Consider the following 15,838-nt stretch of genomic DNA (forward strand, 5'->3'; position numbering starts at 1 on the left):
TGCATAAGTTACTGACCATTTTGAACGCCATAATGAAATCAGGAAAACCATGGGACGACGAATATTTAATCAAAAATCCTTGACTCCAAACACAGTTGCTTCTCCCGCTTGCGGGAGAAGGGAGCTTTAAACTACTTCTATTAATGAAGATATTCAGATAAATCTGAGGATCACATCTGAGATGAAACTGAAAAGTCAGTTTTTTTTAGAATACGGTGAGGATGACGCACTCTACCGTTTATAGCGCTCATGCTTTTTCAAGGATGCCATAACAATGCCCGCTTACCGTTCACTCTACACCTACGCATGGGATATCGCCGACATAGGCGTCACGCAATTTGTTGATGAAGTGCTTGCCATGGGCATCACCGATGTGAGCTTGGCGACCGCTTATCACGCTGGTAAATTTATCCGCCCTCATGCAAAAAATCCACCGCGCGTGATTTTTCCTGAAGATGGTGTAACTTACTTCGATCCTGATTTCTGGCGTTACGGCGAGATCAAACCGCAAGCCCACAGCACCGATGCGATTCGTGCTGTATTACCGGCTTTATTACAAGACGGCAGAGTCAAAGTGCATGGCTGGACTGTGCTCTTGCACAACACACGCCTCGGCACGGCGTTTCCCCAATACACGGTCAAGAATGCCTTCGGTGATAGCTATGTGTATAGCCTCTGCCCTATGCAAACTGCCGTGTTCGATTACGCCGTCAATCTATGTGCAGACCTCACTCATCAACATGCAATCAGTAGCATCGTCTTAGAATCGCCAGGTTGGCAACCATATGGTCACGGCTATCATCACGAGTTCGCCCAAGTCGCTACGAATGCGTGGTTAGACAATATGCTGGGGATGTGTTTTTGCGATGCCTGCAAAGCTTCGGCGAAAGACAAAGGTATACAGGTCGATGCTTTGCAAACACGTATACAAGACAATATTAAAAACTACCTGGCATTACCTGCCGATGCGAATGCCGATCAAGCAGCCAGCTGGACGCAATCGGATTTACTCAGCGATGCGGATTTACTGGCATTCATCAGCATGCGCCAAGACCGCGTCACACAATTAGTAGCAGAAATTCGGGCAGCGATTCCTGCCACTTGTGAGCTCGCTGTGATCCCGACAGTACAAAGACCCACCTCCGCTTGCTGGACTGAAGGCAGTGATCTGAAAGCCCTCTCTGAAGTGGCAGATTACATCGAAATCCCATTCTACGAACCCAACGCCAATCGTGCGATTGCCGATGCCTGGGAAAGCTTGCGTCAAATCGGCAATCCAGAAAAAGTACGCGCCATTTTGCGACCGGGTTTGCCTGACCTCAATCAAGGTGCAGAACTAGGCGCAGCGATGACTGGAATACAAGCATTAGGCATCAAGGATTTTGCGTTTTACAACTATGGCTTGCTACCGCAATATCAGCTTGATCATCTGGCAAAGACTTTAAAGGAAAGCACATAAATGGTAACCACAGTGACGAATACGGTGGCACGCAACATCCTCATCACCGGCGCCTGCGGCGGCATCGGTCGCGCACTTTGCCAAGCGTTTGTGAATGCCGGCGATCACGTCTTTGTACAAGATCGCGAGGCTGCGCAATTAGCAGAATTGGTCGCGCATCTAGGTGCGGATAAATGCAGCGCGGTAGTGGCCGATATCACTGATGCCAATCAACTTAAACAAGCCTTAAGCAGCGTCGTTGCGACACACGGCGAGGTGCATGTTTTGGTCGCCAATGCTGGCGCAGCGCAGGCATTGACTTTGCAAAGCACGACGGAAGAAAGCTGGAAGTTAGATATGGATCTCAACTTGAATGGGACTTTCCATACAGTCGAAGCCGTACGTCCTGCGATGCAAAATGCGGGCAAAGGTAATATCGTGATTATCGGCAGCGTGAATGGCATGACTTCATTCGGACATCCAGCGTATAGCGTCGCGAAAGCGGGCTTAATCAGTTATACCAAAGCCTTGGCGATGGAGTTTGGCAAGTTTGGGATACGGGCAAATATGGTTTGCCCTGGTACGGTGAAGACCCAAGCCTGGCAAGCGCGCGTGGATAAAAATCCGCAGGTATTTGAAGATTTGAAGAAGTGGTATCCGCTGCGGGATTTTGCTACGCCTGAGGATATCGCGGATGCTGTTCTATTTTTGGCTTCGGATGCTGCGCGGGTGATTACTGGGGTGGTGTTGCCGGTGGATGGTGGGTTGATGGCGGGGAATCAGGTGTTTGCTCGGGAATTGACGCAGGAGGACATTTAGGTTTTTCCGGTTAATTTTGCGGTCTGTAGGTCGGGGGTGGCCCGACAGCCACTCACTTTTCTTGCTTCGCCAAGAAAAGTAAGCAAAAGAAGGCGACCACGCTGCCACTGCCCTTCGGGTTCCCAATTGTGCAGGACAAAAAATGGGAAAGTGTCGAAACTCGCTTCGCTCAAACAACGCCACTTTCTTTATCCATTTTCTGTCCAGCACAATTGGCAGTGTCAGAAGTGGATGAAAGTCAAAAACAAAAACAAAAGCAAAATCAAAACATGCAGTACCGATAGACCTCCACTTTTCTATCGTAAGTTGTAGGTCGTTGTTTTTGATTTTGTTGTTGATTTTGACTTGCCCCGTTTGAGACGATGTAATTTGTGCGTCACAGAAAATGGATAAGAAAGTGGCGTTGTTTGAGCGAAGCGAGTTTCGACACTTTCCCATTTTTTGGGATGCACAAATTATGCTGCAGCGTAGCGTAAGCACCCCGCAGGGGCGAGTCTACGGTCGCCTTTTTTGGATTACCTTTTTTGGCGAAGCAAAAAAGGTAATTGGCTGTCGGGCCACACCCGACCTGTGAACGGTGATTCACAGAGAAGATAATTAAAAAATCAATGAATGGTTGGTTACGCTAACAAAAAGCCCACCCCGACGATGACGAGAAATAAGATTTAAGCAAACCCAAAAGAGACACTCTCAACTCACCGAGAGCCATAAACAAAAAACGGAAAAACCATGACCAACAACGCACCAGCATCTCAATCAAAAAAACAAGTCGTAGTCGCCATGTTCTTCATCGCTCTACTCTTCTTCATCCTCGGCTTCGTCACCTGGCTTAACGGCTCGCTCATCCCTTTCCTCAAAATAGTTTGTAACCTAAATGACTTCCAAGCACTGTGGGTCACGTTCGCTTTCTACATCGCTTACACCGTAATGGCACTACCATCCGCTGCGGTACTCAGTCGCATAGGCTACAAAAACGGCATGACCGCCAGCCTCGGTGTCATGGCAGTGGGTGCTTTGATGTTTATTCCCGCGGCAAAAACCAGTTACTACGGCCTCTTCCTACTCGCACTATTCACCCTTGCAACTGGCATGACACTAATGCAAACGGCGATCAATCCTTACATCGTTTGCATAGGCTCACGCGACAGTGCGGCGATGCGTATCAGCATTATGGGTTTATTCAATAAGGGTGCTGGAGTCGTCGTGCCAAAGGTGTTTGCTATTTTCATTTTAGCTGGCATTAGCCAAAGTTCAACTTCAACATCTGCATTGGCAGCGATGGATCAAATCGCACGCGAAGCACTACGCGCTGATTTAGCATCACGATTGGTTACGCCATATCTCATCATGACCATGGGCTTATTAATCTTCATGGCAATCATTCACTTCTCTTCTTTACCCGAATTGGAATTACAAGATGAAAAGAAAAATGACACTACACGTTTTGGCGTACTGCAATTCCCACAACTAGTACTGGGAGCGCTGACTTTGTTTGCTTATGTTGGAGTCGAAGTCATCGCAGGCGATACCATTGGACTTTATGGTCAACATCTCGGCGTGCAGAACTTCGTAGAATTGACGTCCTATACCATGGGCTTTATGGTCTTGGGCTACTTAATAGGTGTAGTGGCTATTCCCAAGCTCTTGTCACAGAAAAACGCCCTCATTTTATCTGCAGTGTGCGGCCTCTTTTTTGTTCTTGGTGTCATCAATAGCTCCTCCACAGACAGCAGCATCGCACAAGCTTTGCTAGGTTGGGCTGGCGTACCTGTAGTACCGAACTCAGTCATGTTCCTCGCCATGCTAGGTTTCGCCAACGCACTAGTCTGGCCAGCGGTCTGGCCTTTAGCGCTCGAAGGTTTGGGCAAATACACCGCGGCTGGCTCTGCCTTGCTGATCATGGGCATTGCCGGTGGCGCGATTTTGCCTATGGCTTACGGTCACTTCTCTGACACTAGCGGTGCGCAAAGTGCATATTGGGTGATGTTGCCTTGTTATGCGATGATCTTGTTTTATGCGTTCAAAGGTCACAAAATCAGTAGTTGGAAATAATCTTAGGACTTACGCAAAACAGACGCTGACGTCGTTGCCTTCGCCTCGCCGTACAATTGTACTGTCTTCGGCTCCGCGCCTAGTCAGCGCAATTTTGCGTAAGTCCTAAATCTCTCTCACTTTTTACTTCATTCAATTTAAGCATCATGTTAAATCTCAGCGCATTAGCTCAACAAACCCTGTTACCCGGCACCAAAGGCTTGGCATTAAGCCAGCCTTTGCAGCAACGAGACATCGCTCAACAACATTGGAATGTATTGAACGCCGACACCAGTTTCCCGGTCGCCGTGCTGAAGCAAACTGCCTTGCAACACAATCTGCAATGGATGAAAAAATTCTGTACCACCATGAACGTCGTACTTGCACCGCATGGCAAGACCACGATGTCGCCGCAACTATTTGATATGCAATTAGAAAATGGCGCATGGGGAATTACGCTCGCGACCGTAAACCAAGCTTTGATCGCCCATCGCTTCGGCGTGCAACGTGTATTACTGGCGAATCAGCTCATCAGTCGCAGTGATACGCAAGCGGTGCTGGCATTAATGAAAGCGGATCCGCAATTTGAATTTTTCGCCTTGACTGATTCGCTGGAAGGTGTGCAGCGCATGGCAGAACAAGTGCAGGCATCTGGTTTGAATCGTCCCTTGCCTTTATTGGTCGAATTGGGCTTCGCTGGTGGTCGTACTGGTTGCCGCAGCCAAGAAGATGCTTTAGCTGTTGCACGCGCAATTCATCAAAGCCCCTACTTGCAACTGGCAGGCATAGAAGGCTATGAAGGTCTGCTAGTCGGCAAGCATAGAGATCAAGATCTGATCGCCGTCAAGGCTTTCATCAATGATTTGATCACACTCACCAAACAAGCCGATACTGAAGGTCTATTTGGTAGCGAGAACATCTTATTATCCGCTGGCGGCTCAGCGTATTTTGATTTGGTGGGACGCGGCTTTGAGCAGACTTTGCAACTCTCACGCCCCGTCACTGCCATCTTACGCAGCGGCTGTTATGTCACGCATGATCACGGTTTTTACCACCATTTATTGCATGAAATGCAGACACGTGAAAGCGCAGTCGACATGGATAATTTGCGCCCTGCCTTAGAAGTGTGGAGTATGGTGCAATCACGCCCAGAACCAGATCTGGCGATTCTAAGCATGGGCAAACGCGATGCTTCATACGACATTGATTTACCCTTCCCGGTACAAACGCACAGACCCGGCAGCGCATCCGCTCCAGTCGATTTACCCGCAGGCTGTAAGATAGAAAAAATGAACGACCAGCACGCGTATTTGCGCTTACCCAAAGACAGTGCGATCTGCGAAACTCTGCAAGTAGGTGATTTGATTGCTTGCGGTATTTCGCATCCGTGTACAACTTTCGATAAATGGCCGTTGATTCTAGTGGTCGATGATCAGTACCAAGTGCAATCCGCTATCAACACATTCTTCTAAACTGTAGGGCGGGTGAAACACGCGCCGCCAAAATTAATTGACCTTTACTGCGCGGGTTGCACCCGCCCTACAAAAACCATGCAAACGCAAACCTACGACATCATCATCCGCAACGCCGACGTTATCGACGGCAGCGGCACCGCACCGTATCGTGCCGACATCGCGATCGCCGACCAAAAAATCGTCGCGATTGCGCCAGCACTGAGTTTGCATGGGAATCAAATTCTCGATGCCACCGGTCTAGCGGTCGCACCTGGCTTTATCGACGTCCACACCCACGACGATAGAGAAGTCATCGATACACCAACGATGCTACCAAAACTAACGCAAGGCGTGACCACGGTCATCACGGGCAATTGCGGCATCAGCTTATCGCCATGGCTGGCAGATAAAGCACCGCCAGCACCTTTAAGTTTAATCGGCACACAAAAAGACTACCGCTACGCCAGCGTACAAGACTACGCCAAAGCTGTGAAACAAGCACAACCTGCGGTCAATGTCGGGATACTGATCGGCCACTCCACTCTACGTGTAAATGCGGTAGCAGATTTACAGCGCGGTGCGACCTCAGATGAAATCAAAATCATGCAAGACTTGTTAGCCGAAGGCATGCATGCGGGTGCTTTGGGTTTTAGCTCAGGCTTGTTTTATCAAACCAGCAAAGCGGCCGACAATGCCGAAGTCATCGCCTTAGCCAAAATCAGTGCCGCTGCAGGTGGCGTGTACACCTCGCATATCCGCGATGAATACAATGGCGTGCTCGATGCCTTAGCGGAAGCCTGCGATGCCGGCAAAGAAGCGCAATTACCCGTCATCTTGTCGCATCACAAATGCGCGGGGCCAGCCAATTGGGGGCGCACGACAGAAACCTTGGCCTACGTCAGCGAACGCCGTAAAACACAAGCAGTCGGTCTCGACGCTTATCCTTACACTGCAGGTTCTACCGTACTCGACCCTGATTATGTCGATGGCATCATCCGCATCATGATCAGCTTTTCTCAACCATATCCAGAAATGCAAGGGCGCGATCTCTCTGACATCGCAGCAGAATGGCAAGTTGATCAAAAAGAAGCCGCGCGACGTTTGCATCCGGCTGGCGCGGTGTATTTCCAAATGCGCGAAGATGATGTGGAACGCGTTTTAAGCTATCCACACACGATGATAGGTTCAGACGGCTTGCCACATGATAGCCATCCGCATCCACGTTTATGGGGCGCATTTCCACGCGTATTGGGGCATTACAGTCGGGAGAGAAAATTATTCACTTTAGCAGAAGCCGTACGCCGCATGACCACGCTCTCTGCCGATCATTTCGGATTAAAACAGCGCGGTAGAATTGCACTCAATTGCTGGGCTGATCTGGTCGTATTTGATCCAGCCACGATCTCGGATCAAGCCACATTTGCCTCACCCAAACAAGCTGCTACTGGCATACATTGGGTCTTGGTCAATGGTGCGATTGCGTTGGCAAATGGTACGATCAATGTCAAACGACACGGTCGTTTATTAGACCGCCACGCCGAACGCTATGTCTAGCCAACCAGTCACCTAATCAGTTACCGATTAAATCAACCAAGACAAGCCAACCAAGCCTCCACCTTAGGTCGTATCGCCCGTTCAACAGCGACGCCTTTGGTGAACGTTCCTAAGTCTCCCTGACGCGCAAGAATGCCTACATAGGATTTGTTTCTATCCCAGTAAGGATAAGCGCCATATGCACCCGGGCTGGAAATACGCGTTGCTGGCGCACAGTTAAAACTGCTGCTTTGGCATTCGTGCCAAGAGCCGAAGCCGTAATGCCAGACTTCGCCCAATGCAGCAGCTGGCGAGTACACAAGTTTTGCGTTGGCAGTGCGATCCGTCAGTAATTGCGTCATTGATGCAGCGTTTAATAGTCGCCCTTTTTTCAAAGCGGATAAAAAATCTAAATACTCTTCGCCACTCCAATGCATGCCACCCGCGAGGCGCGGATTATTCAATGATGGTAAGTCGTAGCTAGCATTTTTGAATAGACCGGTTTGCTGCTTAAATTCGCTGAAAATTTCCTGCCATGAGGCGACACCGCGGGCTTTGATCGCCATTAAGCCAGCGACTTGTAAGTGGGTGCTGGCGTAATAAAATTCCGTGCCGGGCACAATTTGATTATTCGAATTTGTGCTCGCAATCGTATTCACACATGATTCAAAATTCATGAAACCTGCATTGATACATAAAGGCTCGTCGGTCAATCCAGAAGTGAAGCTCAGCAGATTTGCCAAGTTCATCGCGGCGAGCGGCGAGTTCGACGCAATCGGCCAATTGCTGATGCGCTCTTGCGGTCTATCTTCTAATTTCAAATAGCCTTGCTCAACCAGTCTCAAAATAATCACTGCACTGACTAACTTCGACGTGGATGCAGATTCATACAATGTTTGCATGCGTGAACTGCCACGTTGATAGGAATAACGTCGCCCGTCTTCACGTTCCACAGCGAAAGAGAAATCGGTATCAGTACTGATCTGCGTGAGTTGATTATTCATCTCTGTTTCTAATTGCGTTACTGAACACAGCGTACTTGAATTACCAGGCTTGCTGCTGTCAGGCGCTGTGCCAGATGCACCTGAACTGCCACCGCAAGCGCTACAAAGACTCCCGAGTAACAGGCTTACAGTTAATCTAGACATGGCTGGAGAAAACAGGACAGGAAACTTGCTGAATAAGGCGGGTGATTCGATTCGCATAATAATCCTCGCTATGTAGGTCTAGTGCCTTTAAATGTCTATGGAAAATATAGACAAGAGGTGTCGACAAGAAATGCTATTGGAAAGTGCCAACAGAAATTGAAGACTGAAGTCGTCAATGTAAGGCGAGTCGCTTAGCTCAAATCAACTTATTACAAAAATTTACAGAGCATCACATTTCATTACCAGTCAAACACTCTGTGCGCTGTGTGCAATCAGCGCACCAATCTTGCACCTCCAACAATGCCATCGAGCCGAATTTACGGTATTCTAGACTCTACTATCATTCGCTTGGTCGTCTAACCTCACAGGATATGTCTATGTCTTTCAAAAAATACTTGCAACTGACCACTCTGACCACTGCACTGGTTGCCGGGTCTGTCATTCTGGCACCACAAATAAGTATGGCAGCCACCAACACTGAACAAAAAAGTCAACCACAAGCTAAGAAGCAATTAGATCAATTGGCTGAACTATTTTATGAAACACGGGTTCGATTTGATCCGCTCTTATTTGCAACGATCAATGGTGATAGCCGTTACGATGCACAATTAGGTATTAGTATCGCGCCGAAGAATCGACAAAAATACTTTGCTGATATGCATAAAATGCAGCAACGCATGAAGCAAATCTCTCGCCAGCAGTTAGGTGACAAAGACCAGTTGAACTACGACTTGCTCGCGTATGAACTTGATAGTGCACTGCATTTTGAGCATTTCCCCGAACACCTGTTGCCTCTCAATCAGATGGATAATGTGCCGAGCACCTTAGCCAATTTTGCTGGTGGTGATGGCTCACAGCCACTTGGCACAGTCGCACAATACTATGCTTATCTGGCACGTCTAAACGCTTTGCCAGCTTGGATCGATCAGGCGATCAAGAATATGCGTGAAGGCATACGCTTGGGCATAGTACAGCCGAAAGCCATCACGCTCGCCATGCTCCCGCAATTTAAAGCCTTGCCAAACGCGAATGCTGAAGCCAGCATTTTTTATACGCCGATCAAGAATCTACCAGCGCAGTTTTCTGCAGCAGATAAGCAAAAACTGAGCAAAGCCTACAACATGACGATACGGGCGAAACTGACGCCATCATTGCAAAGGCTTGTGCATTTTCTGGAGACTGATTACTTGAACGCTGGTCGCGATACCAGTGGCTACAGCGCCCTACCCAACGGTGCTGCCTGGTACCAGATGCGAATTAAGGATCACACCACAACAGATTTAACGCCAGATCAAATCCACACCCTCGGTTTGCAAGAAGTCGCTCGAATTCAACAGCAATGGGAAGCCTTAGGCCCTAAGTTAGGCTACACCGGACCAGCAATCGATTTACCGGTTTGGGTCAGCAATCAAGACAAATTTAAATCCTTCAACACGGATACAGAAATCCTCGACGCCTATCGTCAGATCGATGCCAAGGTACAAAGCAAATTGCCCGAACTGTTTAGCCTGCTTCCAAAAGGAAAACTCGAACTGCAATTAGAACCTGAGCTGAGTCGAGCCACTGCTTCTGACCACTACACACCGCCGTCTGCCGACGGCTCACATCCCGGCGTATTTTGGCCGGTCGTGAATGACCCTAAGAAGTATAGCCGGGTAGGCATGGTGACCTTATTTTTGCACGAAGGTCAGCCCGGACATCATTTGCACGCGGCATTATTGAAAGAAATGGATTTACCGAAGTACAGAAAATTCAATACAGAGAATTTGAACAGTGCAGCCTTCACTGAAGGTTGGGCTTTGTATTCAGAAACACTGGGGCATGAGCTCGGTTTCTACGATAATCCAGAAGCCTATTTCGGCCATTTGAATGACGAATTAATGCGGGCAGTACGCTTGGTCGTCGACACTGGCATACACGCCAAAGGCTGGAGCCGTGAAGCAGCGATCGCCTATATGCAGAAAAATCTGGGTTACACCGAAGCGAAGGCAAAGAATCAAATCGAGCGTTACATGGTTCTTCCAGGTCAGGCGTTGAGCTACAAAATCGGTGCACGTAAGATATTGGATCTGCGCGCCCGCGCACAACAAGCTTTGGGTTCAAAATTTACGCTGCCTAAGTTTCATGAAATTGTGATCGGCGACGGTACTTTGCCTATGCCTATCCTGGAGACGCAGGTAGAAAAGTGGATTGCAAAAAACAAGTAAGTTGGTTACATTGCCATTAGGGAGTGAGATCTTTCACTCTTTTATGCTGAAGAAAAGCGCGAAACAAGGCGGATACCTTCGCTGACCCAGATGAAATGAATAGTTCATCCTTTGTGTCTAGAACGGTCTCCGCTGATTTGGCTACTAACTTAGCTACAGATTTAGCTGCAGAACTAAACAGATACATCAGCTTAAGCGCAGATACATCAATTAACGCCTACAGGCAAACTTGAAGACCAGGCATGAAACTAATTCTTGCATTACTACTGAGTCTGTACCTGCTACTCGTCGCTTTTCCGGCCTCGGCGTTGGAATTGAGTATTGCTTTCGCCAGTGACCGCCCACCTTATTGCTTTCGCAAAGATAATCTAGATCAAGGAATTGAAATTGAATTGCTGCGCTTGATCATGGCACAAGCTGGGCATACGATCAAAATCGTGACGATACCCAAAATTCGCCTGATCAAAGCTGTGAGGGATAAAGAAGTCGACGCCGCAGCGACAGTACAAGACAATAAAGACAGCAATCTGTATTTTTCTGATCCGTATTTAGAGTTTCAAAATGTCGCTATTAGCAAAAGCTTGCATAAAATTCAGCTGAACAATTTGCCAGATCTCAAAAATTATAGTTTTATTATTTGGCAAGATGGCTGGAGAAATCTCGGCCCCGAATTTGAAGCGACTTACCGCCCCGATGCGAATGGCATTTTCCCCAAAAACTACAATCAAGCGTTTAATCAATTAAGCCAAAACAAAATGTTTTGGGCAGATCGTGTGCAAATCATCATCATCGACAAAACAATTTTTGAACATAATAAGCGCCAACTAGCAACTGAGTTTGATACTAGCGTCGCACTCACCTATCACGATGTAATCAAAACAAAAACGCCCTATAGTGTCGCTTTTAATGATGCGAATCTGCGCCAGCAATTCAATGAGGGCCTGAAGAGAATTCGTACTAGCGCCACCTATCAAAAGATTATTGATAGCTACAAATAAGTTCATACCTGCGCTTTATTTCCACCAGCAAACAAAGCTTACAGGCATTGCAGGCTATTCCCCTTTTCTGACATTTCATCGCAAATCGCTTGGCGCACCTGAACTACTTGCTTACAGTCTGGCCTTCAATAAACAATGCTCGCAAAAATTAAAACAAATTTGCCCATGGAGGAGCTCATATGAAATATCTTATCCTAACGACGCTTGTGTTCGCACTCGTAAGTCCACAATCTCACGCTCAAAATAGCACTACATCTAATTCGCCACATCATTACAAAGTTCGGATCGATGCTCAAAAAAATCGCGCCCATGTGGAAGCCGATATACAACTAGAAGGTAATCAACTCAGCCTGTTTAATGTCAATCCCATGCCAGGTTTTCCAAATGGTCAGGCAGATTTTCTGGAGAATATTTTAGTCACCAATAAAAGTGGCGAAACTATCAAACTCATCAACAAAGGCGAAGGTGATTTTGAATTGGCATCGGCTGGAAATCAGGCTATCCACCTCAGTTACGAGGTGCGATTAGAGCACGATAAATTAAATTGGCCAGCTGGCAATGAAGAAGTTTTGTATCACACCGATGAAGGCATCATGATGACTGGTTATGCCCTATTTCTGGTGCCAGCAGAAAAGATGAGTGGCGACACCCAGGTCGATTTCATTTTACCAAACGGCTGGCTAGCCAACACCGCGATGCAAACTCTGCAGCATCCACCTACCGCAAGCGACAGTACAGTCACAACGAGCTTTATAGCACACAGTCGGCGTGAACTCGTAAATAATGCCATGTTCTTTGGCAGCGCAAAATCCACTCAATTACAAGCAGGAGGTATACAGCTTTCCATAGTGCTAGGAAAACGCTATTGGCCGCAACGTCAGTTATTTGAAGACCTATTACGCCAGCAATTGAAATCCTACTTACCCATGTTCGGGGCAAAGCCACTCGCTGCACGTTACCTGATTATTATCAATCAAGGTGACACTGGTGATGGCGGTGCATTCTCGGGCAGCTTCAGCCAATTCCTACGTGCTGATGCAGAATTACGTACGCGCCCAATTTGGGGTCGGGTATTAGCCCACGAATTACTTCACTTTTGGAATGGATTATCTTTGGTACCAGAGAATGACCAGGAAGAATGGTTTAAGGAAGGCGTCACTGATTATTTAACTATCGTCAGCATGTCGCAAAATCGCTTAATTAGTCATGCTCATGTACAGCAATGGCTAGAAAATCTCAGTCGTGGGCAAATGGTTGCGCGACGTGCGCAAGGTATACAAGAAAGTGTGCGCGATGCCGCCAAGAATAAGCATCAAAACTGGTTGTTAGTTTATGGTGGTGGCAGTATCGCCGGGCTTGCATTGGATATAGAACTACGTCGCGCATCCGCCGACAAAATCGGTTTGAGCCAACTCATGCAAGTGTTGTATCGCGATTTCGCCCTACAAGGAAAAAAATACCAACTCAAAGATATCGCGCTGGCAGCACAACAATTAACGGGCAAGGACTTCTATCCGCTACTGCGCAATCTGGTCGAAAATAAACAGGCAGTTGAATTGTCTCCAATTTTTGCTGCAATCGGTTTACAGCTAGAACAATATCTACTCCTAGAACACAGCTTACTAAAAAATCCCCAGGCATCAGCGATCGAAAAAGCGCGATTCAAAGCCATATTTGGGTTTGGCTTTGAATAATAGACTGCTTAGTGAGCAGCTTAGTGAGCTGCATAATTAGCTGCTCAGCGATTTAAATGGCGAATAACGGTAATGGATGGCCAATTGAACGTGTAATAAAAATACTAGGTTAAAAATTAATTTCAACAATATGATCCCAACTTTCCTGCATTCCGCACCGTAAAAGCCACCGTTCATCCCAAAGTATTTGCATAGTCAGAGCAAGACTTGCACACTAGACAGGTCTCAATGGTACAAAGAATCGATGTTGGACGTACTCATTGTTTCAACCTCCCTTTTCCGTCATCTCAGGCTAACCTGAGATGACGTTTTTTTTCCTCAACACGCATTTCATACACTCAATATTCGTTGGTTTAGTAGGGAAACGCGTCTATACTTTCCTACAGATAAACATGTATACGATACTTCACAGATAATCATCGCTTGCACATAACAAAAAGTGCGATAGCGCGTCTTCTCCAGCATCAGATGACGACCGACTTTAGACATTACATAGTACTGCTGCTTTGACGGCATATTTGATAAGAAATCCGAGCACAATATAGAAAACTCAGACAATTTAGACAATTACTTTCCAACTGGCTTGTGTCAATACTTAGTATGAAAGCTTAGATCCAAAGTTTATGATGATCGCTCCATTCTTTCGCCGGCATCTTCGCATCATCAGTCAACTTCATGCTGCCGCATGCCTGTTACTTTGCGTCTGCATACAAACTCCGGTAGCCGCCGCCGAGATCGAAAAAATTCCATTATTAGTACGCGAACTACGCAATGATCAGGGCGAAATTATTCCTGTCAAAGACGACATCCGCCAATTGTTTTTGTACTTTGAACGCGAAGCCAACGTCAGCTTTGAGGTACGCTACTACCCAATGACGCGCCTGCTCAACAATGTCAAAAACGGTGAAGGTATCGCGTTTGGACTATCAAAAAATAGCGAACGGCTAGAAAGCATGCAGTTCTCAGATTTCATCTACGCCAATTATGTATGGCTGGTGACGCCTAGAACACGTCAATTTACATTCAATCATATCGATGACTTGAAGGGCAAGACGGTAGGCGTGATTCGTGGTGTCAGCTATGGTGACGAATTCGATCAGAGAAAAAATGAAGCATTCAGAGTCGAGGAAGATACTGCATCACATGTGGCACGACTAAAGAAACTTTCTATGCGACGAATGGATGTGATGCTCTTCGGAGCGCGGCAAGCAGATCCAAACGAGGTACATGCCTTACTCAGGCACATGCAAGGTGTCGATAAATCACATGTCTTAGATGCTTCTGAAATTGATTTCACCGTACTGAACAAACCACTCAGAGTAGATGAACTACATTTCGCAGCACCATTAAATAAGCATGGTGAACTAATCAAACGCTTGAATCTCGCTATTGCGCGTGGCAAAAAAACTGGCGAGATCACACGCATACTTTCGCCAGTCAAATAGACACTAATGCTCTTAATGAACTAGCGTTTCTGCTTCAAAAAACGCACTAACATATCGCCAAAGTCAGCAATATTTTTATTTGAAATAATTGCCGTCGTATCTTGGGCTGTATGCCATTCCGATAAATTCGTCCAATCAATAATATGCAGCAAAGGGATACCTAGCTGCGCAAATGGTAAATGGTCATCCTCTATCGCAATATTCGCTGCAAATATTTTGGTACTAGTTTTCTGCCCCAAAAACTTTTGTGCTAATTGCTGATTAGAGCCTGTCGTAATAAACAGGTTTTGATTTTTGTGACCTATCATGTCTAGCACCAAGACCGCTTTGACGGGCAGGTTTTGATACAGTATGCCTTCAAACTGACGCGACATCGTGGCCGCCAAGGCGCGCGATCCGTGGATATTATCTTGGATACCGACTAGACGTTCACCGTCACTCCACTCTGGTAAAGTCGCTTCTTCGCCGTCAAAAAAAGCCAGTGCGATACTGCAATCTAAATAACGCCCGCCTTCTTGTTTCGCAGCCTTTTCCTGACTACGCAATACATTGATGACACGTCCGAGTTCTTGCATTGCTGCAGTCGAGGAACCGCCATCATTCGCGCCGACAAATTTAAATTGTTGATAAATCTTAGTATCGTAGTGACCGCCGATTAAAATCAGGCAACGCTCGCTGCCTTTCGAGATTGCGACGATGTTTTCACCTTCGACCTCTTTCACTGGCGTGGCGTTTTTATCTTTGCCACCGAGTTTCACGTGCGCTAAGTTGGGGATTTTTGTGCTGAACTTTTGACTCTGCACTTGCCAGCCTTGCTTGCTTAAACCGGCTTTAATTTCTTGTGCCAATTTTTTTTGTTCAGCACTTGCCATCGGATGCGGTGCACGCGTGAATCGCCTCATCGCCTGATCGATATTCTCGACACTAAAATCAGCTTTGTTCTTGCTCTCATCAAATGGCGAAGCAGTAGCGCAGGCACAAGCAAATGCAGATGTACTAAACAAAGCAGCTAACAAGGTACGGGACAACGTAGACATGCACACTCCAATCAGAACAAGCGGTTTTGCGATT

Annotated in this window: 11 protein-coding genes; 9 read left to right on the forward strand and 2 right to left on the reverse strand. The window is 47.0% G+C overall.

Translation table 11 applies throughout. The features are described from left to right. Positions 1-274 precede the first annotated feature (274 nt). The 5 genes from H8K55_RS01930 to H8K55_RS01950 all read left to right on the forward strand — a co-directional run bounded on the left by H8K55_RS01930 (position 275) and on the right by H8K55_RS01950 (position 7,296). Complete coding sequence (locus H8K55_RS01930) at positions 275-1,459, forward strand: hypothetical protein (RefSeq protein WP_186940349.1); 1,185 nt, start codon at positions 275-277, stop codon at positions 1,457-1,459. Continuing rightward, a complete protein-coding gene (locus H8K55_RS01935; RefSeq protein ID WP_222612321.1) occupies positions 1,460-2,257 on the forward strand; it encodes an SDR family oxidoreductase in 798 nt (265 codons plus the stop codon). It abuts the gene before it with no gap. A 729-nt stretch (positions 2,258-2,986) separates the two neighbouring features. After that, positions 2,987-4,309 carry a sugar MFS transporter gene (locus H8K55_RS01940; RefSeq protein WP_186940350.1) on the forward strand — a complete coding sequence of 441 codons (1,323 nt, stop codon included), beginning with the start codon at positions 2,987-2,989 and terminating at the stop codon, positions 4,307-4,309. Positions 4,310-4,455: 146 nt separating this feature from the next. Beyond that, positions 4,456-5,760: an amino acid deaminase gene (locus H8K55_RS01945; RefSeq protein WP_186940351.1), complete on the forward strand. Its 1,305-nt coding sequence runs from the start codon at positions 4,456-4,458 to the stop codon at positions 5,758-5,760. 78 nt (positions 5,761-5,838) lie between these two features. Next, complete coding sequence (locus H8K55_RS01950; protein WP_186940352.1) at positions 5,839-7,296, forward strand: N-acyl-D-amino-acid deacylase family protein; 1,458 nt, start codon at positions 5,839-5,841, stop codon at positions 7,294-7,296. Positions 7,297-7,328: 32 nt separating this feature from the next. Here H8K55_RS01950 and H8K55_RS01955 read toward each other — a convergent pair whose 3' ends face one another. Further along, entirely contained in the window at positions 7,329-8,480 is a 1,152-nt protein-coding gene (locus tag H8K55_RS01955; protein WP_222612322.1) for a serine hydrolase, read from the reverse strand. A gap of 320 nt (positions 8,481-8,800) precedes the next feature. Between H8K55_RS01955 and H8K55_RS01960 the strand changes: the two genes are divergently transcribed. From H8K55_RS01960 to H8K55_RS01975, 4 genes are all read left to right on the forward strand, one after another. Next, positions 8,801-10,630 carry a DUF885 domain-containing protein gene (locus H8K55_RS01960; RefSeq protein ID WP_186940353.1) on the forward strand — a complete coding sequence of 610 codons (1,830 nt, stop codon included), beginning with the start codon at positions 8,801-8,803 and terminating at the stop codon, positions 10,628-10,630. A 242-nt stretch (positions 10,631-10,872) separates the two neighbouring features. Beyond that, complete coding sequence (locus H8K55_RS01965) at positions 10,873-11,628, forward strand: substrate-binding periplasmic protein (RefSeq protein ID WP_186940354.1); 756 nt, start codon at positions 10,873-10,875, stop codon at positions 11,626-11,628. A 179-nt stretch (positions 11,629-11,807) separates the two neighbouring features. Next, the gene (locus H8K55_RS01970; protein ID WP_186940355.1) at positions 11,808-13,322 is read left to right on the forward strand and encodes a M61 family metallopeptidase; all 1,515 of its coding nucleotides are present in this window, start codon (positions 11,808-11,810) and stop codon (positions 13,320-13,322) included. A gap of 626 nt (positions 13,323-13,948) precedes the next feature. Then, the gene (locus tag H8K55_RS01975; protein ID WP_222612323.1) at positions 13,949-14,767 is read left to right on the forward strand and encodes a substrate-binding periplasmic protein; all 819 of its coding nucleotides are present in this window, start codon (positions 13,949-13,951) and stop codon (positions 14,765-14,767) included. 20 nt (positions 14,768-14,787) lie between these two features. On the opposite strand, the gene H8K55_RS01980 is transcribed toward H8K55_RS01975, so the two are convergent. Further along, entirely contained in the window at positions 14,788-15,804 is a 1,017-nt protein-coding gene (locus tag H8K55_RS01980; protein ID WP_186940357.1) for a M28 family peptidase, read from the reverse strand. Between the last annotated feature and the right edge of the window lie 34 nt (positions 15,805-15,838).

This window comes from Affinundibacterium flavidum (genome assembly GCF_014284175.1).
In the GTDB taxonomy this organism is placed as follows: domain Bacteria; phylum Pseudomonadota; class Gammaproteobacteria; order Burkholderiales; family Burkholderiaceae_D; genus Undibacterium; species Undibacterium flavidum.